We start from the raw sequence: 22,766 nt of genomic DNA on the forward strand, positions 1-22,766 counted from the left end.
CTATAGTGTAAAAATAGTTTTTTTGTTGTATAGGAAAATCGAATTTTTGTAATCTAGCCATCATATAACTTGAGACATAATTTTTATAAAAGAAGATGATAAAACAGCTGTAAGTCGTATGGATGCAAAACATAATAATAACTATTTACGTATTTAATAATTCGTTTTTTGTATTTCGTCCTTCGTTTTCTGTAACTGATTCCATATTTTTGACGCTCTATCTTGTAAGTGCTTACATAAACAGAAACATCTTATACAATGAAGGTGTTAAATCAAATGAGGTGGCCAATATGAACATAAAAAAAGAAAATTTAGCGAATAGCATTGAAATAGAAAGAGGAGGCGGAAAGGTATGAAAAAATCAAATGTTAATCCATGGCTTGTTGTCCTTGGTACAGTCATAGTACAAATGGGACTTGGAACGATTTATACATGGAGTTTATTTAATCAGCCTTTAGTTAGTAAATACGGTTGGAGTCTTAACGCAGTTGCTATAACTTTCTCAATTACTAGTCTTTCCTTAGCGCTTTCGACTTTATTTGCGAGTAAATTGCAAGAAAAATGGGGACTTCGTAAACTTATTATGATAGCTGGACTAGCATTAGGACTAGGATTAATACTTAGTTCACAAGCTTCCTCATTAATATTGCTTTATGTACTAGCAGGGGTTGTTGTAGGTTATGCAGATGGTACAGCATATATCACTTCACTATCCAATTTAATAAAGTGGTTTCCAAAGCGTAAAGGTTTAATTGCTGGTATTTCTGTCTCTGCATATGGTTCAGGTAGCTTAATCTTTAAATATGTTAACGCACAGTTAATTGAATCAGTTGGTGTATCACAAGCGTTTATATACTGGGGGTTAATTGTTACAGCTATGATTGTAATTGGCGCTTGTTTAATCCATCAAGCTGCAGATCAAGGAGCAGTTCATGAAACAAAAACTCAGGAATATACAACGAAAGAAATGTTAGGCACAAAACAAGTATACTTATTATTTATTATGTTATTTACATCATGTATGAGTGGCTTATACTTAATTGGTATGGTAAAAGACATTGGTGTTCAACTTGTAGGGCTTAGCGCAGCGACAGCAGCTAATGCGGTGGCTATGGTTGCAATCTTCAATACATTAGGTCGTATTATTTTAGGACCGTTATCAGATAAAATCGGCCGTTTAAAAATCGTTACTGGTACATTTGTTGTTATGGCAGCTTCAGTCTTGGTTTTAAGTTTCGTAGATTTAAATTATGGTATCTACTTCGTATGTGTAGCAAGCGTAGCGTTTTGCTTTGGTGGAAATATCACTATTTTCCCAGCTATCGTTGGTGATTTCTACGGTATGAAAAACCATAGTAAGAACTACGGAATTGTGTATCAAGGATTTGGATTTGGAGCACTTGCAGGTTCCTTTATCGGTGCACTTCTAGGTGGATTCAAACCAACCTTCATGGTGATCGGTGTATTATGTGTCGTATCATTTGTTATCGCAATTTTAATTCAAGCACCTAAGCAGAAAAAAGAACAAGAAGAAGAGTATCGCAGCGTAGCATAAGTATATAAATCTTCTATCACACTATAAATACGAAAAAGCATCCTATTAAATAGGGTGCTTTTTTTATGAATGATTGCAAGGAGGTTATATAATCTTTGGGATTTTCGAGACAAAAAAGCGAGTGAAATACCCAATTGGATTATATTAGAATATTAAAAAGTGATACATTATATCCGAAATACGTATTAAATCTTAAAATATAAACAAGACATACATCAATAATTGCAAGATATATTTTCTCGGTATTTTCAGAAAAATGTTGAGAAAATATATACTTGAGTTTTTGATAAGGCTTTGTAAATGAAGGTATCTACAGTTGGTCTTCTACAAGTTTAAAAAGAGGAGTATGAATTAAATGTGTAATGTAAGTACTTATTAATGCTTTTAGATGTAATTGTATTGAGAATCACTAAGATATTTTATCTGAAAAATAAAAATAGGTTGACAAGTTTATTGAGAAAGATTATCATTTAGGTGTAAGAATGTTAAATGAAAAACATTATCAATGAATAAAATTTTGATGAAAAGTACACTTGACCAATTAGTTTAGTAAGTGTATTATTTTTAACATCATCATTGATAATGAAAATCGTTATCATTAATGATGTTAAACTGGATTAATTTTTATATGAAAGGATAGAGGAAATGAACATAGGGGAATTTGATGGGAAAACGGTTTTAGTAACTGGTGCAGCGCAAGGTATAGGTAGTGTTGTAGCAAACATGTTTTTAGAAAGAGGAGCTACAGTTATTGGGGCTGATCAAACTGAAGAGGGGTTAAACGTACTCTTAAATCAAAATGAATTAAATGAAACACGTGTGAAAACGTTTCGTTTAGATGTGAGTGATAGTGCCGCTGTTGAAAAAGTAGTAGAACGGATTGAAAATGATATAGCACCGATAGATATATTAGTAAATGTTGCAGGGGTTTTACGTATGGGAGCGATTCACTCTTTAAGTGATGAAGATTGGAATAAAACATTCTCTGTAAATTCTACAGGAGTTTTCTATATGTGCCGAGCAGTAAGTAAATATATGATGCAAAGAAAGTCAGGGGCAATTGTTACAGTTGGCTCAAATGCGGCAAATACTCCGAGAATGGAGATGGCTGCGTATGTTGCATCAAAAGCTGCAACGACGATGTTTATGAAATGTTTAGGGTTAGAACTTGCAGCATACAATATTCGCTGTAACTTAGTTTCTCCAGGTTCTACTGAAACTAAAATGCAAAGATTATTATGGGCTGATGAGAATGGAGCTGAAAATATAATTGCTGGTTCTCAAAATACATATAGACTCGGTATTCCGTTACAAAAAATTGCAAAACCTTCAGAAATTGCTGAAGCAGTATTGTTTTTAGCCTCTGATAAAGCGAGTCATATTACAATGCACAATTTATGTGTCGATGGCGGAGCTACATTAGGAGTTTAATAAAAAATTCAGGAGGTTTTAATACTATGAATGAACTTATAGCCGTAAAGGAACTGTCGGAAAAATTATTAGAAGATTATAAAACTGAATCTTCGTTCTTTTTTGCTTCACCAAATCGAACGATATTGGCAGAAGGAGAGTTTACTACAGTAAAACATCATGAAATTGAAAGTTTTACAGAACTTGTACAAGCGGTATTACGTAATGCAAAACAAGCTGGAAATCCGAACCCTATCGTTGTTGGTGCTTTGCCTTTTGATCGTAGAAAAGAAGTTCAACTTATCGTACCAGAACATAGTAGAATTACTGAGCGTTTACAGTTAGAGACAACAAATGAGATAAAACGAAATGAGAAACTGGCATTTGAAATGACGCCTGTACCAGATCCTGAAGTTTATATGAATGGTGTAAAGCAAGGGATTAAAAAAATACAGGACGGCGATTTAAAGAAAATCGTTCTATCCAGATCATTAGATGTTGAATCTTCCGAAAAGATTGATAAGCAAAAACTTCTTCGAGAATTAGCAGAGCATAATAAGCGTGGTTATACATTTGCTGTGAATTTACCGGAAGATGAAAACGAGTGTAATAAAACATTAATTGGAGCAAGTCCTGAATTACTCGTTTCACGTAATGGTATGCAAGTTATTTCTAATCCGTTAGCTGGTTCAAGACCACGTAGTGATGATCCAGTAGAAGATAAGAGAAGAGCAGAGGAATTACTTTCTTCTCCGAAAGATTTACATGAACATGCGGTAGTAGTGGAAGCGGTTGCTGCTGCGCTTCGTCCATACTGTCATACATTACATGTTCCGGAAAAACCATCCGTTATTCATAGTGAAGCGATGTGGCATTTGTCTACTGAAGTGAAAGGTGAACTAAAGGATCCGAATACTACTTCTTTGGAATTAGCAATTGCTCTTCATCCTACGCCAGCAGTTTGCGGAACACCGATGGAAGAAGCGAGAGAGGCGATTCAAAAAATTGAGCCATTTGACCGTGAATTCTTTACAGGAATGCTAGGATGGAGCGATTTAAATGGAGATGGTGAATGGATTGTTACAATTCGCTGTGCTGAAGTGCAAGAAAATACACTTCGTTTATATGCAGGAGCAGGAGTTGTTGCTGAGTCAAAACCAGAAGATGAGTTAGCAGAAACATCAGCTAAGTTCCAAACAATGCTGAAGGCTCTAGGGTTAAGTGATAATTCGCTGAATGAAAAATAGGGGGAAGAAAGAATGTTAGCAGGTTTCACGGAATGGCCAGAAGAATTTGCAAATCGTTATCGAGAAGAAGGATGTTGGCTTGGAGAAACATTTGGTTCGTTGTTAAGAGAACGTGCTGAAAAGCATGGAGATGAAATTGCAGTTGTAAGTGGTAATACGCATATAACGTATAGTGAGCTTGATAAAAAAGTAGATTGCTTAGCTTCAGGTTTACTGAATTTAGGAATAAAGAAAGAGGACCGGGTTGTAATCCAGTTACCCAACATTATCGAGTTTTTCGAAATATGCTTTGCGCTATTTCGAATTGGAGCACTTCCTGTTTTTGCACTACCTTCACATCGAAGCAGTGAAATTAGTTATTTTTGTGAGTTTGGTGAGGCGAGTGCTTACGTTATTTCAGATAAGGCTCTCGGCTTTGATTATCGAAAACTAGCAAGAGAAGTGAAAGAGAAAGTACCAACTTTACAACATGTAATTGTAGTGGGAGAAGAAGAAGAGTTTGTGAACATAAGTGATCTGTATATAGATCCCGTTCCATTACCAGAAGTTCAGCCAAGTGATGTTGCGTTTCTCCAATTATCAGGAGGGACAACAGGACTTTCTAAATTAATTCCTAGAACACACGATGACTATATTTATAGTTTACGTGTTAGCGCTGAAATTTGTAATTTAAATGCAGAAAGTGTCTATATGGCAGTTCTTCCAGTAGCACACAATTACCCGATGAGTTCTCCAGGGACATTTGGAACTTTCTATGCGGGTGGAAAAGTAGTGTTAGCAACTGGAGGGAGTCCAGATGAGGCATTTGCTCTTATAGAAAAAGAAAAAGTAACGATTACAGCGCTCGTTCCACCATTAGCAATGATTTGGCTTGATGCTGCATCTTCCCGTAATAACGATTTATCGAGCCTAGAAGTGATTCAAGTAGGTGGTGCGAAATTTAGTGCCGAAGTTGCAAAGCGTATTCGCCCTACATTTGGATGTACGTTACAGCAAGTGTTTGGTATGGCAGAAGGGTTAGTAAATTACACGAGATTAAATGATCCGGAAGAAATCATTATTCATACACAAGGTAGACCGATGTCTACATTCGATGAAGTACGGGTTGTTGATGAAAATGATAACGATGTAAAACCTGGTGAAGTAGGTAGTTTATTAACAAGAGGGCCCTATACAATTCGTGGCTATTATAAAGCAGAAGAGCATAATGCACGATCATTTACAAAGGATGGATTTTATCGCACAGGTGATCTTGTAAAAGTAAATGAACAAGGTTACATCATTGTAGAAGGAAGAGATAAAGATCAAATTAACCGTGGTGGCGAGAAAGTTGCTGCGGAAGAAGTTGAAAATCATTTATTAGCACATGATGCAGTACATGATGTAGCCATCGTATCAATGCCTGATGATTATTTAGGAGAACGTACTTGTGCGTTTGTAATAGCTCGTGAACAAGCTCCGACAGTAAGTGAATTAAAAATGTTTTTAAGAGAACGGGGTATAGCGGCTTATAAGATTCCAGATCGAATTGAATTTATTGATTCATTCCCGCAAACAGGTGTTGGAAAGGTAAGCAAAAAAGAGTTACGTAAAGTCATTACGGAAAAACTTATTACGGTAAAGCGATAAAAAAATAAAAATTGGAAGGAAGTGATTAGATGGCTATCCCATCTATTTCAGTATACAAAATGCCAGTTGAATCAGAACTACCAAAAAATAAAGTGAACTGGACGCCAGATCCGAAACGTGCGGTTCTTTTAATCCATGACATGCAAGAATATTTTCTTGATGCATATAGCGATAAAGAATCACCAAAAGTAGAACTCATTTCAAATATTAAGGTGATAAGAGAAAAATGTAAGGAACTTGGTATACCAGTTGTTTATACAGCACAACCAGGTGGACAAACGTTAGAACAACGTGGATTATTACAAGACTTCTGGGGTGACGGTATTCCTGCTGGACCAGATAAAAAGAAAATTGTCGATGAACTTACTCCTAATGAAGATGATATATTCTTAACAAAATGGAGATATAGTGCATTTAAAAAGACAAATCTATTAGAAATTTTAAATGAACAGGGAAGAGATCAACTTATTATTTGCGGTATTTATGCGCATATCGGCTGCCTTTTAACAGCTTGCGAAGCATTTATGGATGGTATAGAACCATTTTTTGTAGCAGATGCAGTTGCTGATTTTTCAATAGACCATCATAAACAAGCATTGGAGTATGCATCTAATAGATGTGCAGTAACGACATCAACAAACTTACTGTTAAAAGATTTACAAAGTGTAAAAAGTGATGAGAGTGAAGGAATCACTTTACAGGAAGTGCATGAACTAGTTGCACAACTACTTCGTGAGCCAGTAGAGAGTATTGATATTGATGAGGACTTACTAAATAGAGGACTTGATTCGGTCAGAATTATGAGTTTAGTAGAGATGTGGCGTCGCGAAGGGAAAGAAATAACTTTTGCAGATTTAGCAGAACGTCCAACTGTTTCCTATTGGTACAGTTTACTATCTTCACAGACAGCACAGGTGCTGTAACAAATAGACTACATAATAAAGGGGTAGTAAAGAATGCCTAATAGTCAAAAGGTTCGTCATTCGTTATCATCTGCGCAGACTGGTATGTGGTTTGCACAGCAATTAGATCCGCTTAATCCGATTTATAATACTGGGGAATATGTTGAAATAAACGGAAATATTAATCAAGAAATTTTCGAATTAGCAGTACGTAAAGTTGTAACAGAAGCAGAAGCACTACATGTTCGCTTCGAAGAGGATGAAATTGGTCCATGGCAAGTTATTGAAGAATTACAGTTTCATATGCATTTTATTGACGTTCGTAAAGAAGAAAATCCTGAAGAAGCTGCTAAAGTATGGATGAAAAATGATTTATCTATGCCAGTCGATTTGAAAAGAGATACTTTATTTACTGAAGCACTTATTCAAGTTGAAAATAATCGTTTCTTTTGGTATCAGCGCATCCATCACATTGTGATGGATGGCTATGGATTTTCACTTCTAAGCCAAAAGGTAGCGAAAGAGTATACATCACTTATAGAAGAAACAAGAAAGAATGAAAAGCCATTTGGTTCTCTTGCAAAAATTGTACAAGAAGATATGGAGTATCGTGAGTCTAAACAATTTCAGGAAGATCGTACTTTTTGGTTAGAAAAGTTTGCAGATGAACCGGATGTCATAAGTTTAGCAGAACGAGCGCCGAGAACATCAAATGGATTTTTACGAGAAACAGCTTATTTATCCAGTTCTAGCACGAAAACTTTACTTGAAGATATCAATGTTTCTTTAACAAATTGGCCGGAATTTATTGTAGCTGTAACAAGTATTTACATGCATAAATTAACAGGTGCAAATGATATTGTTTTAGGTTTACCAATGATGGGGCGTCTCGGTTCTGCATCTATTTATACACCGAGCATGGTAATGAATTTAGTACCACTTCGTATTACAGTAACTCCAAATATAACTCTTGCGGAATGCATACAGCAAGTTTCTAAAGAGATTCGAGAAGTACGTCGTCATCATAAATATCGTCATGAGGAATTAAGAAGAGACTTAAAGTTACTAGGTGAAAATCAAAGGTTATTCGGGCCGTTAGTGAATGTGATGCCTTTTGATTATGGGCTTAATTTTGCTGGGAATCGTGGTATTACACATAATTTATCAGCAGGACCAGTCGATGATTTATCGATAAATGTATATAAACGTTTTGATCAAAATGAGCTAATGATTCATTTTGATGCGAATCCGTTAGTATATAGTGATACGGAACTAGCATTGCATAAAGAGAGATTTATGAATGTATTAGAATTAGTGATAAATGATTATCAAAAAGACGTGTCGATTGGAAATATAAACATTACTCTTCCAGAAGAAAATCATAAAGTTTTATTCGAATGGAATGAAACTAAGGAAGCTGAGGATTTAATCACTCTACCTTTATTATTTGAAAAACAAGTACAAAAAAATCCAAATAAAATAGCGGTTACGTGTAACGGAGTAGACCTTACGTATAAAGAGCTAAATGAACGGGCGAATGAACTAGCGCACTATTTAGTAGAAGAAGGAATAGGGCCAAATCAGTCTGTAGCTTTAGTATTTCCAAGGTCAATAGAAATGGTAGTTAGTATGCTAGCAGTTTTAAAGGCTGGTGCAGCGTATTTACCGATAGATCCAGAATATCCAGCTGAGCGAATAAATTATATAGTAAATGATGCAAAACCAATTTATATCATCACACATTCATCTGTTTCATCTACTTTAGTTATAGAAAATGATATAAAAAAAATCGAATTAGATCGAGAAGAAACAGAACTAGCATTAAAAGCATATTCTCATAGGAATCTACCATTTAGAAATGATGATTCATTTTTAAAGCCTGCGTATACAATTTACACTTCAGGCTCAACCGGAAATCCAAAAGGTGTAATTGTTCCTATGAAAGCTTTAAGTAACTTTCTATTGGCTATGGACGATATGTTTTCACTAAATGAGAACGATCATTTAGTAGCAGTTACAACATTTGCGTTTGATATTTCTGCTCTAGAGATTTATTTACCTCTTATTAGTGGTGCAAGTTTAACAATTGCACAAAAAGAGGTAATTCAAGAGCCTTCTGCGTTAACGGCACTGTTACAAGAAGAAAGAGTGACAGTTATGCAAGCTACACCGACGTTATGGCAGGCGTTAGTAACTGAATATCCAGAAAGGCTACAAGGGCTAAATGTGCTCGTTGGTGGTGAAGCTCTTCCAGCCCATTTAGCAAATATATTAAAAGAATTAGGTTGCTCTATTACAAACTTATATGGACCAACTGAAACGACTATTTGGTCTACTGTCATGAACATTGATGAAAATGAAATTGGTATACCTCCTATTGGAAAGCCAATTTGGAGTACAGACGTGTATGTATTAGATGCAGGTTTACAACCAGTACCACCTGGATTAATTGGTGAATTATATATTGCAGGGGAAGGGCTTGCGAACGGATATTTAGGAAAACCAGAGTTAACGGCTGAACGGTTTGTTGCAGATCCTTATGGAAAACCAGGGAAGCGCATGTACCGCACAGGTGATCTTGTGAAATGGCGTAATGATGGTGTGTTAGAGTACATGAGCCGCGCAGATCATCAAATTAAAATTCGTGGTTTCCGAATTGAATTAGCTGAAATTGAAATGGTATTACAACGACATGAATATATTCAACAAGCGGTAGTAATGGTACGGGAAGATCGCCCAAATGATAAACGAATCATTGCGTATATCGTTGCCGAAGGGAATGAAGGGATTAACCTTTCAGAAATTCGTTCTTATGTTTCAGAAAGTTTAGCGAATTATATGGTGCCATCGGCATTTGTTGTGCTAGAAGAATTACCATTAACGCCAAATGGTAAGGTTGATAGAAAGAAATTACCTGCTCCTGATTTTAATGAAATGAACAAGGAGAGAGTTGCTAGAAATCCGAAAGAAGAAATATTATGTGATTTATTTGCAGAAGTACTTGGTGTTTCTCGCATTAGCATTGATGATAATTTCTTTGAAATGGGTGGCCATTCGCTTCTTGCATCTCGTCTAATGGCAAGAATTCGTGAAACGTTAAGTGTTGAATTAGGAATAGGAAAACTATTTGAATCGCCAACTGTTGCTGAACTGGCGAAACAATTGGATCAAGCAAAAACTGCAAGACCAGCTATTAAGAAAGTAAGTAGACCAAATGAAGTTCCACTTTCATTTGCACAGCGCAGGTTATGGTTCTTAAATTGTTTAGAAGGTCCAAGTCCTACTTATAATATTCCATTAGTCGTTCGTATTTCTGGAAAGTTGAACGAGGAAGCATTGCAAGGTGCCTTTTATGATGTAGTTGAGAAACATGAAACGCTTAGAACGATTTTCCCTAACGTATTAGGTAGTTCCTATCAGAAAATTTTAGATATGGAAAATTTAAATCTAGAAATGATAATAACAAAAACATGTAAAGATGAGTTAGAAAATGTGCTTGTAGAGGCGGTAAGATATAGTTTTAACCTTGATGTTGAACCAGCAGTTCGTCTGCAACTATTTACAGTGAATGAAAACGAACATGTATTACTAATTCTATTGCACCATATTGTAGGGGATGGCTGGTCATTACAACCGTTAACGAGAGATTTTACAGCGTCATATAAAGCACGATGTCAAAGTAACAGAGTTCAGCTAGAGACACTTCCAGTTCAATACGCAGATTATGCACTTTGGCAACAACAACTGCTCGGTAATGAAACTACACCAGAAAGTCTTATTTCAACACAATTAGATTTTTGGAAGAAAGAGTTAGAAGGTTTACCAGATAAAATAGAGTTACCTACAGATTACCAGCGTCCAATTGAAATGAGTTATCACGGAGAAACAATTCATTTTCAAATAGATGCGGGTATGCATAGTAGGTTAGTAGAGCTTGCACGGAAAAACGGAGTTAGTTTGTTTATGGTGTTGCAAGCAGGACTTAGTGCGCTATTTACAAGATTAGGTGCAGGTACTGATATACCAATTGGTAGTCCGATTGCTGGAAGAAATGAAGATGCACTCTCTGACATAGTCGGTTTATTTGTAAATACATTAGTGTTACGTACAAATACATCAGGAGATCCAAGCTTTAAAGAATTATTGAATAGAGTGAAGCAATCAAATCTTGCAGCTTATGAAAATCAAGATGTTCCATTTGAACGACTCGTTGAAGTGTTAAATCCAGTACGTACTCGAAATAGTCATCCGCTGTTTCAAGTTATGTTAGCTTTCCAAAATACGCCAGAAGCAACGTTTGATGCTCCGGATATAGAAGCGAACCTTGAAATTCAAAGCGTTGGTTCTGCCAAGTTTGATCTAACATTTGAAATTAGCGAGAGTAACGGAGTTGATGGTACTCCAGATGGCTTAAACGGATTACTAGAATTTAGTACGGATTTATATACACGTGAAACAGTTCAAAAATTAGTTGAACGATTTATTTTGTTATTAGATGATGCAGCGAAATATCCGGATCAATCAATTGGCACATTAGAAATATTAACTTTAGCAGAGAAAAATACAGTGTTAGAAAAGTGGAATGGTGGTTTTCAAATTGTACCAGAAATGACATTGCCACAATTATTTGAAAAGCAGGCTCATATAAATCCAAATTCTATTGCTGTCGTCTTTGAAGATGAAAAGTTAACTTATGAAGAGTTGAATAAAAAAGCGAATAAAATAGCTCGATTGCTAATAGCAAATGGAGTAGGCCCTGATCAACTCGTTGCTTTAGCGATGCCGAGATCTTTAAATATGGTTGTAAGCTTACTAGCTGTTCTGAAAGCTGGTGCGGGATACCTTCCGTTAGATCCGGATTATCCGTCAGATCGTATTTCATTTATGCTCCACGATGCGAAACCATCATGTGTTTTAACAAATTCAGATGTGGAAATTGAATGTGATGAGGAACTGAAAATTTTAGTTGATGATGTGAAAGTAATAGGGGAAATTGAGAAATATAGTGAAGACAATATTGATGAAATGGAGCGCATGAAGCAGTTATCTCCTTCGCACATTGCGTATGTTATTTATACATCAGGCTCAACTGGTAGACCGAAAGGCGTTATGATACCTCATCAAAATGTAGTAAGACTTTTAGGAGCAACTGATCATTGGTTCCAATTTGACGAGAACGATGTATGGACAATGTTTCATTCATATGCTTTTGATTTCTCGGTTTGGGAAATTTGGGGACCTTTATTATATGGTGGGCGTTTAGTCGTAGTACCACATACTGTAAGTCGCTCGCCGAAAGAATTTTTACAACTTCTTGTTAAAGAAAAGGTAACTGTTTTAAACCAAACTCCATCAGCGTTCTATCAATTGATGCAAGCAGATCATGAAAATGAAGAAATTGGCCAAAAATTATCTTTACGATATGTTGTTTTTGGAGGAGAAGCACTTGAGCTAAGTCGATTAGAAGATTGGTATTGTCGACATTCTCATAACGCACCAAAACTTATTAATATGTACGGTATTACGGAGACGACAGTACATGTTAGTTATATTGAATTAGATGAAACAATCGTCTCTTTACGAGCAAACAGTTTAATTGGGTGTAGTATACCTGATCTTAAAGTGTATGTGTTAGACAACTATTTACAACCGGTGCCACCTGGAGTAGTTGGAGAAATGTATGTTGCAGGTGCAGGGCTTGCTCGTGGATATTTAGGAAGAGCAGGCTTAACTGCAGAACGTTTTATTGCAGATCCATTTGGTAAGCCAGGTACAAGAATGTATCGTACTGGGGACTTAGCACGTTGGCGTCAAGATGGGACGCTAGATTATATAGGACGTGCAGATCATCAAATAAAAATTCGTGGATTCCGAATTGAATTAGGGGAAATAGAAGCGGTAATAATGAAACATCCTAAAGTTGAGCAAGTAGCCGTTATTGTACGGGAAGATCAACCAGGGGATAAACGGTTAGTTTCTTATATCGTCGCATCAAATAATGAAATGATTGATACGAATGAAATGCGTAAGTATGCTGGAGGTAGTTTACCAGATTACATGGTTCCATACGCTTTTGTAGTAGTAAATGAGTTGCCTTTAACTCCAAACGGTAAATTAGATAGAAAGGCATTGCCGGCTCCAGAATTTATCGCATCATCTTCTAGTCGTGGACCAAGAACACCGCAAGAAGAAATGTTATGTGACTTGTTTACAGAAATTTTAAGTGTGCCGCAAATTGGAATTGATGACGGATTCTTTGATTTAGGTGGCCATTCACTTCTTGCAGTGCAGCTTATGAGTCGTATTAAAGAAGCACTTGGGGTCGAACTAAATATCGGAACTTTATTTGCAGCACCTACTGTTGCGGGTCTTGCTGAAAGACTTGAAGTGGGAAATGGACAAAGTGCACTTGATGTGTTGCTTCCATTACGAGCAAGCGGAGACCAATTACCACTATTTTGTGTACACCCAGCAGGTGGATTAAGTTGGTGCTATGCAGGACTTATGAAATCTTTAGGAACAGATTATCCAATCTACGGTGTCCAAGCACGTGGTATTGCTAAAAATGAAGAACTTCCAAAAAGTTTAGAGGAGATGGCGGCGGATTATTTAAAACACGTTCGTGAAGTACAGCCTCACGGACCATATCGTTTACTCGGTTGGTCGCTCGGAGGAAATGTTGTGCATGCAATGGCGGCGCAACTGCAAAATGAAGGGGAAGAAGTAGAATTACTCGTTATGCTGGATTCTTATCCAGGTCACTTCTTACCGAATACGGAAGCACCTACTGAAGAAGAAGCGTTAATCGCATTACTTGCTTTAGGTGGATACGATCCAGATAACATGGATGGTAAACCACTTACGATGGAAAGTGCAGTAGAAATACTTCGTAAAGATGGAAGTGCATTAGCAAGTCTTGAAGAAGAGACGATTTTAAATTTGAAAGAAACATATGTAAATTCGGTAGGATTGTTAGGGAAATATGTACCGAAAGTTTATAACGGAGATATTTTATTCTTTAGATCTACTGTTATACCAGACTGGTTCGATCCTATCTCTCCAAATACGTGGCTAAATTATTTAGAGGGGCAAATTGTGCAACACCATATTGATTGTAGACATAAAGATTTATGTCAACCAGGACCACTTACAGAGATTGGACAAGTATTAGCGAAATATTTGCAGGATAAGAAAGGGGTAAGTACAGTATGACGAATCCGTTTGAAAATGATAATTACACATATAAAGTACTAAAAAATGAGGAGGGCCAGTATTCTCTCTGGCCTGTTTTTCTTGATGTACCTATTGGTTGGAATGTCGTGCATGAAGAGGCTAGTAGGAATGATTGTTTAAAATATGTTGAAAATAACTGGGAAGATTTGAATCCGAAAAGTAAACAAGTGGGCGAAAAAATATTAGTAGGAAAACGATAATGAAGGCAAAAATAAATCCAAAAGTAGTTGTAAGCATCGTATATATAACAGCGATGTTTATGGCTGCGATGGATGCAACGATTGTGAATGTAGCACTCCAAACGATAAGTAAAGAACTACAAGTGCCTCCATCTGCAATGGGGACGGTTAATGTTGGGTATTTAGTTAGCTTAGCTGTTTTTCTTCCGATTTCTGGTTGGTTAGGAGATCGCTTCGGTACGAAAAGAGTATTTCTAACCGCTCTTTTCGTATTTACAACTGCGTCTGCATTATGTGGAATAGCGAATGATATTACTTCATTGAATCTTTTTCGCATCATGCAAGGTGCTGGCGGGGGGCTTTTAACACCAGTTGGGATGGCGATGTTATTCCGAACATTTTCACCAGAGGAAAGGCCGAAAATTTCACGGTTTATTGTGTTGCCAATTGCTGTAGCACCGGCAGTAGGACCAATTATTGGCGGTTTTTTTGTAGATCAAATGTCTTGGCGCTGGGCATTTTATATTAATTTACCGTTCGGAATCGTAGCATTACTATTCGGTCTACTATTTTTAAAAGAGCATATTGAAAAATCAGCTGGTCGCTTTGATTCTCTCGGTTTTGTTCTTTCAGCACCAGGATTCGCGATGCTTATCTATGCACTTAGTCAAGGGCCGTCAAAAGGCTGGGCTTCAGAGATTATAAGTACTGGAATAGCTGGGATTGTATTCATTACATTGTTTATCATTGTAGAACTTAGAGTAAAGCAACCGATGTTAGATTTACGCTTATTAAAAGAACCAGTCTTTAGAAAAATGAGTCTTATTTCATTGTTTTCATCCGCTGGTTTACTAGGAACGTTATTTGTTTTTCCACTTATGTATCAAAATGTAATAGGGGTTTCCGCATTGGAATCAGGTCTTACGACATTCCCAGAGGCGATTGGGTTAATGATATCGTCACAGATTGTGCCATGGTCATATAAGAAACTAGGAGCTCGAAAGGTAATTTCTATTGGATTAATTTGTACGGCGATTATCTTTGTTTTATTAAGTTTTGTAAATCACGATACGAACCCATGGCAAATTCGGGCATTATTGTTTGGTATCGGTATTTTCTTAGGTCAGTCTGTTGGAGCAGTTCAATTTTCTGCATTTAATAATATCACGCCACCTTCTATGGGGAGAGCTACGACTATATTTAATGTGCAAAATCGATTAGGTTCAGCGATAGGAGTTGCAGTTTTAGCTAGTATACTAGCCGGTTTTGGAAATAATAGTGTACAAAATAATGCTCAGTCAGATTTCTTACCATATCAAGCTGCGTTAATTGGATCAGCAATATTTTTACTCGTAGCATTACTATTTTCTTTACGTATTTCTGATAAAGAGGTAATGGCAAAGAAGAAGAAAAAGCCGTTACCTATATTACAAAAAGAAAAAGAAGTTGTAAACGAATAAGTTATAGAATAATAATATTCTTTTGAAATAAAATGATATTGTTTTTTAGAAGGAGAGAGTTTACATGATAGAGAGTAAAGTTGTAGATTCTGTACCAACTCTTAATGAGAATAGTTGTCAAATATGGTGGGCAAGAATTTCAGATTTACAATCATGGCATTACAATTTACTAAATGATGTTGAACGAGAGAAAGCAAATTCATATCATCATTCGGCAGATCGTGCACGATTTATAATAGGTTGTGTAATTAGTAGATTAGTTCTTGGAAAGATCCTTTCTATGTCGCCAGTTCAAGTACCGATTAATCGAATGTGCCCTGTATGTAAGTTACAACATGGTAGACCACAATTACCAGAAGGAATGCCGCAAATATCTGTTTCACATTCGGGTGAGTGGGTTGTTGTTGCATTTACAAAGTCTGCACCTGTAGGCGTTGATGTTGAACAAATGAATCCAAATGTAGATGTTATGAAAATGGCAGAGGGCGTATTAACAGACATTGAAATAGCACAAGTTATGAAATTACCTAATGAACAGAAAATAGAAGGTTTTTTAACATATTGGACTCGAAAAGAAGCGGTACTAAAAGCGACAGGTGAAGGACTAATGATTTCACCAGTAGGTATTACTGTATCAGCTCCAAATGATCCTCCAAATTTGTTAGTTTTTAAGGATAGGCAAGAGTTAGTAGAAAATACAATGATGGAGGATATAAGGCCAAGTGCAGATTATATGGCTTCAATTGCAATATTTAGTAAAGAAGTAACTGAAATTACACAGTTAGACGCAGTAGCGCTTTTAAATTATAAATAAGTTAAATAAAAAATCTTATAGAAGAGGTGTTCCTCATGTTAGTAGCGGAAAATAGAACAAATGAATTCACTTATAATGTACAAGCAATTAAAAATATTTTATTTTCTGGAGATACATCATCTATTCATGCTTTAGAAAAGCTTTTGAATGATACAGTTCAGTTTGAAATTCTCGAACAAGAGGTATTTGATAGACAGTACATCCCGAAAGAAGCAAAGAATTTCTTTGATAAAAACGGAACATTTCTTTACCGTGTATCCAATGTTAGTTATAAAGGAAAAGTGTTATCTGAGAATCTAATTTTTGCGGACACTTCGTTTTTACCAAATACAATTAAGAGTGAATTAGAGAGTGGGAATATTCCAGTTGAAAAAATTATAGAAAAGATGGAAGTAAGAAGAAACGTATTATACGAAGGATATCAGCCATCTGGGAATATTATTGAATTGTTTGATGGATGCTCTGTTACGGCGAATGTGTATCCAACTAGAAAATATCAAATTGTAAGTAATTGCAAATGCATATTTTATATTTGTGAAGTATATCATGCAGAGAATATAAAAAATCTGCTTAAATAGAAAATAAGAAACCAGCCTATAAAATGGCTGGTTTCTTATTTATTTCACAGCTTCTTTTAACTCTTTACCAGCTTTAAATGCTGGAACTTTACCAGCAGCGATTTGAATTTCTTCGCCAGTTTGTGGATTACGTCCTGTACGAGCAGATCTTTCGCGCACTTCAAACGTTCCAAAGCCGATTAATTGAACTTTATCGCCAGATTGTAATGCAGTAGCAATTGTGTCAAATACGGATTGTACCGCTGCAGAAGCTTCCTTTTGAGAAATATCAGCGGATTGTGCCACGTTTTTAACTAATTCTGTTTTGTTCATGTTTTCACCTCATAAAAAGTTTTTTAGAATGAATGTTTTAGTATAATGGATAGTATAGAGAAAGCTATTTATATGGTTAGAAAGAATACTATATAGTTATGTTAATTTCGTTGTAAGAGACTGAATCCCTGCTAATAATTAGGGATTAATTAAGAATTGATGTATAGAAAATGCTGTAATATGAGGATGAGGGGGAGTATATGAATGATTTTTCGTGAAAAGAATGAGAAAGAAAGTATATTAATTCGTCAACATGATCATGGTTTTTTAGCTGGAGAGATTGCAAAGCATATAAAAGAAGATTTTTTTGAAGATGAAACATACTTAAAAGAGACAATTGATGCAATATATGAGCATGATAGAGGATGGATAGAACTTGATAAAGTACCAATTTTGAATGATGCTAAAAATATTCCATATACATTTATGGATTGTCCAAGTTCATTGCGTTTTGTTTTTTATACGATTGGTTTGAATGAAATTGAAGATTCGAATCCATACGGAGCATTACTTTGTAGTAAACATTTTTTATCATTTTCATTAAATGACGAAGACGAAGAAATGATGTCTTTTTATAAACATGAATTGAAACGACAAAAAAGAATTTTGAAAACGTTAACGAAAGAACAATTTGCGATGTTCGATAAACATTATAGATTATTAAAGTTTTGCGATGAACTTTCTTTATATGTGTGTATGAATAAACCTGGCGTAGAAAAGGAAGATGAAATTGATTTGTTTAAAGGTGGTTTTGAAGGAACGGAAATGTTTAATAGTAAGGTGGAGAAACCTATTCAAGCTGAATGGGTGGACGAGGAAACAATACGGATTACACCGTTTCCATTTCAAACGGAATTTCATACGTATGTAAAATATAAAACTATAAATAAACATGTAGTTGAAGAAAAAGGGATTGCAAAAGCTGATAGAGAATCGGAAATGGAGAAACAAAACATTCGTTTCGTACAATAAGGAGGCGATTTAGATTGAAAGAGTACATGTTAAAACAGTTTGATTACCATGATTGGGCTAATACGCGATTATTCAATCGATTAAAAGAGTTACCAAGCTATGAGACAATCTTTAGCGAAAAGATACAGAGTGTATTTCCATCAATTAAGGATACTTTTGCGCATATTTATATTACAGATCAAGTGTGGTTACACATATTGCATGGTAAAAGTATGAATGAAGCAATACAAGACCGAGAAAATTTACGAAAACAAATCGAAACTAAATCGTTACATGAATTAGAAAAAATGTTTAAAAACATGGCAAATCAATATAAAGACTTTTTAATTACAATACAAGACGTGAATGCTGTATTTGTTATCGAGAATCCATATGCAGGGAAATTAGAAACTTCAATTTTAGAGTTAGTACAACATGTCGTAAATCATGGTACATATCATAGAGGAAATATAACAGCGATGATCCGTCAACTCGGTCATTCGTCGACAATGACGGATTTTGTACTGTATTTACATATGGTGCAGAAGGAGGGGGAGTAATATAGTTTGTAAGAAGGAGAGCCTTTAATTGTAAAAGTCTCTCCTTCTATTTTATCCCGCACTAATGGCAGATCACTGATTAAAGTTTTACATTATTTCTTAAGAGGCTTTATTTTCTTGTAATTGTTTAGCATATTGTATAGCTTTATATGCATTGACTCTACCATTTTTCCAATACGTACCTGTACCACTAATTTTATCAGACGTTGACTCAATAATTTGGCGGATTTGTGTATTGCTATATCCTTGATTCGCTAAAAGAGCAGCGACTCCTGCAACATGAGGTGTTGCCATAGATGTACCACTTAATGATTGATACGTGCTTCCTTTATATGTGGAATATATATTTGAACCTGGTGCTGCAACATCTACCCAGTTACCATAAGTAGAAAATGAAGATTTTCTATCTGATTGATCTGTAGAAGCAACTGCAATCACCTCGTTGTAATAAGCAGGATAATTAGCTTTTGTATTTCCAGCATTTCCAGCAGCTGAAACAATAACAGAGCCTTTATTCCATGCATATTGAACGGCTTGTTGTAAAGCAGTCCCACCATTTGGAGCGCCTAAGCTTAAGCTAATTACTTTTGCACCTGAATCAGCAGCTTCTCTAATCCCTTGCGCTACAGCATCAAGAGTACCACTTCCTTGATTATCTAATACGCGGACGGCATAAATTGAAGTTTGTGGGGCAACACCAGCAATTCCAACACTATTATTCGTAAGTGCTCCAGTAATTCCAGCGCAATGCGTACCATGACCATTACCATCATCAGATGTATTGTCGTTGTCAACATAATCATGTCCGTAAATTACTTTCGAAGCTAAATCAGGGTGTGAACCTTGAACTCCTGTATCAATAATAGCTACTTTTACACCAGGATCACTTCGTTGACTATCCCAAGCTTGTGGAGCTTGAATTTTTTGCAATCCATATTGATTTTTAAAATATGGGTCGTTCGGAGTCCAAAAGGCGTGAACGTAATAATTCGGTTCTGCATATTCCACATCTGGATTATTTTTATAACTTTTTATTTTTTCTTTGACAGTACCTTTTGAAAATTGAACGACTTCAAAACCTAACGTATCATCTTTAGATAAAACGTTAGCACCGACAGATTTGTGAAAAGATTGAACATTACTTAAAGAGGCATTTTGTTTGAACTTAACGATTAATTGGTTAGGGACGTAATCAGTAGATGATGTTTCAGCACTTGAAGTATTTGTGTTAAAAAAGAAACCACCAATAATAAATGATAACACAGATAGGAAAACAATGATTTTGTTTTTCAAAAGATTTTTCCTCCCTTTTCTTGGATGAGTTTTTCGGCGACACTTTAATGTCACATTCCTTTTCAACTATATAGTTAGACCATACGATTTATGTCATTTATGTGAAAAACTTTTAGTGGAATAAAAAAAGGGAAAGATCGATATAAATATATTTTTCATGACATTTACTGAGTTAGAAAACGAAAAAAGGAATGCTCATTATGTATGAGTCATTCCTTTTTTTATATTAACTTGCCTGTTTTTTATGACTTTCTTTCAATTTCTCTGCTTGTAAAAAGCGATTCGTTTCAGCAACAACAATACCACTTAACCCAATAAGGCCAATTAAGTTTGGAATCGCCATAAGTCCATTTGCAATATCAGCAAATGTCCATACGATACCTAGTTTTAAATTAGCCCCAATAGCAATCATGACAATAAAGATCGCTTTATAATATTTAACAGCACCTTCTCCAAATAAATAAGCCACGCACTTCTCGCCGTAATACGACCATCCTAAAATAGTAGAGTAGGCAAATAATATAATTGCGATACCAAGAATCATACTACCAGCAGTGCCAAATACAGATTGGAACGCAAGTGTTGTCGCTTCAACGCCAGTTTTACCTGATTTCCATGCACCTGTAGTAATTAATACTAGCCCTGTAATGGTACATACAATAAACGTATCTAGAAAAGTACCAGTCATAGAAACTAAAGCTTGCTTTGCAGGTGAATCAGTTTTTGCGGCAGCTGCAGCAATAGGGGCACTCCCTAAACCAGCTTCGTTTGCAAATACACCGCGCGCCATTCCGATTTGAATTGCAGATGCAATTGTTGCGCCAATAAAACCACCAGCAGCTGCAGTCCCATTGAATGCGCCAGAAAAAATAAGTGAGAATGCTTCTGGAATTTGATCGTAGTGATAGAAAATAATAATAAGCCCAGCAATGATATAAAAGAAAGCTTTAATAGGAACGATATATCCTGTCACTTTCCCGATTTTTTTCACACCGCCTAAAATAACAATGGCGATTAAAAACGACATAAATATACCAGTTAAAGCAGGAGGGAAAGAGAAATTAATTCGCATTGCCTCTGCAACTGAGTTAGATTGCACCATATTACCGATACCGAAAGAAGCAGTTGTGCCGAATATAGCGAATAAAACTGCAAGCCATTTCTTACCTAAACCACGTTCTAAATAGTACATTGGTCCACCTGAATATTCACCATTTTCATTACTAACACGGTATTTCACCGCAAGAATTGCTTCGGCATACTTTGTTGCCATACCGAACAAAGCAGTAATCCACATCCAAAAGATTGCACCGGGTCCACCGATCGTTACTGCAGTTGCAACACCGGCTATATTTCCCATACCTATCGTTGCCGCCATAGCTGTCATAAGTGCTTGGAAGTGGCTAATATCTCCAGAGGAAGATGTATCTTCTGATTTTTTAAAAGCTAGTTTGTGAGCGTATAATAGTTTACTAAACTGTAATCCTTTTAAACGCACTGTGAGAATGATACCAGTACCAACGAGTAACAACAACGTTGGTAATCCCCACACATAGTGATTGATTTGTTCTAATACTGTACTTACTGTCTCCATCTGTATTCTCCTTTTTATGAAAAAATAAAAACCACTTCAAGTAAATGAAATGGTCTCTGGAGAAACAAGGGATAGAAAAATAAACCGATACAAATCGGCATTTTCTTTCGCTTGTCTCTGTCCTTTTACCTGAGAGATTATCCGCTATAGTAGCGGATTTGCTCCTTCGGTGCTCTTTTTCCTCCGCGCTATATAAAAGCGAGAGGGAGTCTCTCCAGAGATTCGTCCCCATGCAGTTCTACTTGTAAACAAGACCTGAGAGTTTCAAAGTTGATTCAGCAACTTTTTGCCCCGTCGGTAGATCAATAGACCTTCTCCTGAATGGTTCATCCGAATTATAAAATTTATAAAAATATTGATTGTAAATCAATAAAAACATTATAGACAGACAAAATATGAATTGCAATCTTTTTTTATGTTAAAATAGTAACCAGTTTTATTTTTTTGCAAGTCCTAATTTAACTTCAACTTCATTTAACGTAGATAAAGCGAGGACAATATGTTGGTCCGCAAGTCCTAAAGCATGTTTAGTATTTTCAATTGTTTCATTGGATGGAGTAGAGTTATTTGCTCCGTCTATAATTAAATTTGCTGCGTTTTTCATAAATTTAGAAGCAGTCTTAAATTCAGTTGTGAAATAAATTAGTTGTTCTTGTATTTGTACTTCCGATATATTTTCTTTAATTTTCACAGTGTCTATTTCGTTCATGATTTTTTCATATTGTTTGGAAATAGCAGTCATTGTGACTAATAGTTTATCTCTGTCTACTGAATCTCCGTTCGTGTTAATCTCTTCCCAGGCAGGCAACCAATCTTTTTCGATGATGTCATTATAATTTGTAGTTAATTCATCAATTTTTGGTTGTAATTTAGTTTTAAAACTTTTTGTATCAATTGTTTCTACGATAGTTTTTTCGTTATTATTTTTATCTTTAGTTGTGTAGAAAATCGTACAGGTAATAATAAAAATAGAAATAACTATTGTCCATTTATTAAAAAATAATTTCTTCAATGGGTAATACCTCCAAAAGTAAATATCCTTTAATTAT

Annotated in this window: 16 protein-coding genes and 1 riboswitch; of the genes, 12 read left to right on the forward strand and 4 right to left on the reverse strand. The window is 35.7% G+C overall.

The genetic code is table 11. From position 1 onward, the window contains the following. Nucleotides 1-352: 352 nt before the first annotated feature. The 10 genes from RBB48_RS29475 to RBB48_RS29520 all read left to right on the forward strand — a co-directional run bounded on the left by RBB48_RS29475 (nucleotide 353) and on the right by RBB48_RS29520 (nucleotide 17,007). A complete protein-coding gene (locus tag RBB48_RS29475) occupies nucleotides 353-1,555 on the forward strand; it encodes an L-lactate MFS transporter (protein WP_306008668.1) in 1,203 nt (400 codons plus the stop codon). 645 nt (nucleotides 1,556-2,200) lie between these two features. Continuing rightward, entirely contained in the window at nucleotides 2,201-2,986 is a 786-nt protein-coding gene (dhbA, locus tag RBB48_RS29480) for a 2,3-dihydro-2,3-dihydroxybenzoate dehydrogenase (RefSeq protein ID WP_306008669.1), read from the forward strand. Nucleotides 2,987-3,012: 26 nt separating this feature from the next. Next, nucleotides 3,013-4,212: an isochorismate synthase DhbC gene (dhbC, locus tag RBB48_RS29485; protein WP_088063302.1), complete on the forward strand. Its 1,200-nt coding sequence runs from the start codon at nucleotides 3,013-3,015 to the stop codon at nucleotides 4,210-4,212. Nucleotides 4,213-4,224: 12 nt separating this feature from the next. After that, nucleotides 4,225-5,841 (forward strand): (2,3-dihydroxybenzoyl)adenylate synthase, encoded by a 1,617-nt coding sequence (locus RBB48_RS29490; RefSeq protein ID WP_088063303.1) that lies wholly within the window; start codon nucleotides 4,225-4,227, stop codon nucleotides 5,839-5,841. A 29-nt stretch (nucleotides 5,842-5,870) separates the two neighbouring features. Beyond that, nucleotides 5,871-6,764: an isochorismatase family protein gene (locus RBB48_RS29495; protein WP_088081796.1), complete on the forward strand. Its 894-nt coding sequence runs from the start codon at nucleotides 5,871-5,873 to the stop codon at nucleotides 6,762-6,764. A 33-nt stretch (nucleotides 6,765-6,797) separates the two neighbouring features. Beyond that, nucleotides 6,798-13,955, forward strand: coding sequence for an amino acid adenylation domain-containing protein (locus RBB48_RS29500; protein WP_088063305.1), 7,158 nt, complete (start codon nucleotides 6,798-6,800; stop codon nucleotides 13,953-13,955). Then, entirely contained in the window at nucleotides 13,952-14,176 is a 225-nt protein-coding gene (locus tag RBB48_RS29505) for an MbtH family protein (RefSeq protein ID WP_088063306.1), read from the forward strand. The genes RBB48_RS29500 and RBB48_RS29505 overlap by 4 nt, the downstream gene beginning before the upstream one ends. Continuing rightward, on the forward strand, nucleotides 14,176-15,615 hold the full coding sequence (locus tag RBB48_RS29510; protein ID WP_046955743.1) for an MDR family MFS transporter: 1,440 nt from the start codon (nucleotides 14,176-14,178) through the stop codon (nucleotides 15,613-15,615). The genes RBB48_RS29505 and RBB48_RS29510 overlap by 1 nt, the downstream gene beginning before the upstream one ends. A 64-nt stretch (nucleotides 15,616-15,679) precedes the next feature. After that, nucleotides 15,680-16,429 (forward strand): 4'-phosphopantetheinyl transferase Sfp, encoded by a 750-nt coding sequence (gene sfp, locus RBB48_RS29515; protein WP_046955744.1) that lies wholly within the window; start codon nucleotides 15,680-15,682, stop codon nucleotides 16,427-16,429. Nucleotides 16,430-16,464: 35 nt separating this feature from the next. After that, complete coding sequence (locus RBB48_RS29520; RefSeq protein ID WP_088063307.1) at nucleotides 16,465-17,007, forward strand: cold-shock protein; 543 nt, start codon at nucleotides 16,465-16,467, stop codon at nucleotides 17,005-17,007. Between the two features lie 39 nt (nucleotides 17,008-17,046). On the opposite strand, the gene RBB48_RS29525 is transcribed toward RBB48_RS29520, so the two are convergent. Continuing rightward, nucleotides 17,047-17,319 (reverse strand): HU family DNA-binding protein, encoded by a 273-nt coding sequence (locus tag RBB48_RS29525; protein WP_001043960.1) that lies wholly within the window; start codon nucleotides 17,317-17,319, stop codon nucleotides 17,047-17,049. A 204-nt stretch (nucleotides 17,320-17,523) separates the two neighbouring features. Here RBB48_RS29525 and RBB48_RS29530 point away from each other — a divergent pair, with 204 nt between their 5' ends. Continuing rightward, a complete protein-coding gene (locus tag RBB48_RS29530; RefSeq protein WP_046955746.1) occupies nucleotides 17,524-18,291 on the forward strand; it encodes a DUF3891 family protein in 768 nt (255 codons plus the stop codon). Between the two features lie 14 nt (nucleotides 18,292-18,305). Further along, complete coding sequence (locus RBB48_RS29535; RefSeq protein ID WP_046955747.1) at nucleotides 18,306-18,830, forward strand: DinB family protein; 525 nt, start codon at nucleotides 18,306-18,308, stop codon at nucleotides 18,828-18,830. A gap of 99 nt (nucleotides 18,831-18,929) precedes the next feature. On the opposite strand, the gene RBB48_RS29540 is transcribed toward RBB48_RS29535, so the two are convergent. The 3 genes from RBB48_RS29540 to RBB48_RS29550 all read right to left on the reverse strand — a co-directional run bounded on the left by RBB48_RS29540 (nucleotide 18,930) and on the right by RBB48_RS29550 (nucleotide 22,729). Beyond that, nucleotides 18,930-20,123 carry a S8 family peptidase gene (locus RBB48_RS29540; protein ID WP_046955748.1) on the reverse strand — a complete coding sequence of 398 codons (1,194 nt, stop codon included), beginning with the start codon at nucleotides 20,121-20,123 and terminating at the stop codon, nucleotides 18,930-18,932. A gap of 226 nt (nucleotides 20,124-20,349) precedes the next feature. Next, nucleotides 20,350-21,717 carry an alanine/glycine:cation symporter family protein gene (locus RBB48_RS29545; protein WP_000451054.1) on the reverse strand — a complete coding sequence of 456 codons (1,368 nt, stop codon included), beginning with the start codon at nucleotides 21,715-21,717 and terminating at the stop codon, nucleotides 20,350-20,352. 107 nt (nucleotides 21,718-21,824) lie between these two features. Next, a riboswitch (glycine riboswitch) is annotated at nucleotides 21,825-21,945 on the reverse strand. 208 nt (nucleotides 21,946-22,153) lie between these two features. Continuing rightward, the gene (locus RBB48_RS29550; RefSeq protein ID WP_046955749.1) at nucleotides 22,154-22,729 is read right to left on the reverse strand and encodes a hypothetical protein; all 576 of its coding nucleotides are present in this window, start codon (nucleotides 22,727-22,729) and stop codon (nucleotides 22,154-22,156) included. Nucleotides 22,730-22,766 lie beyond the last annotated feature (37 nt).

Source organism: Bacillus sp. MMSF_3353 (genome assembly GCF_030733445.1).
GTDB classification, from domain to species: domain Bacteria; phylum Bacillota; class Bacilli; order Bacillales; family Bacillaceae_G; genus Bacillus_A; species Bacillus_A wiedmannii.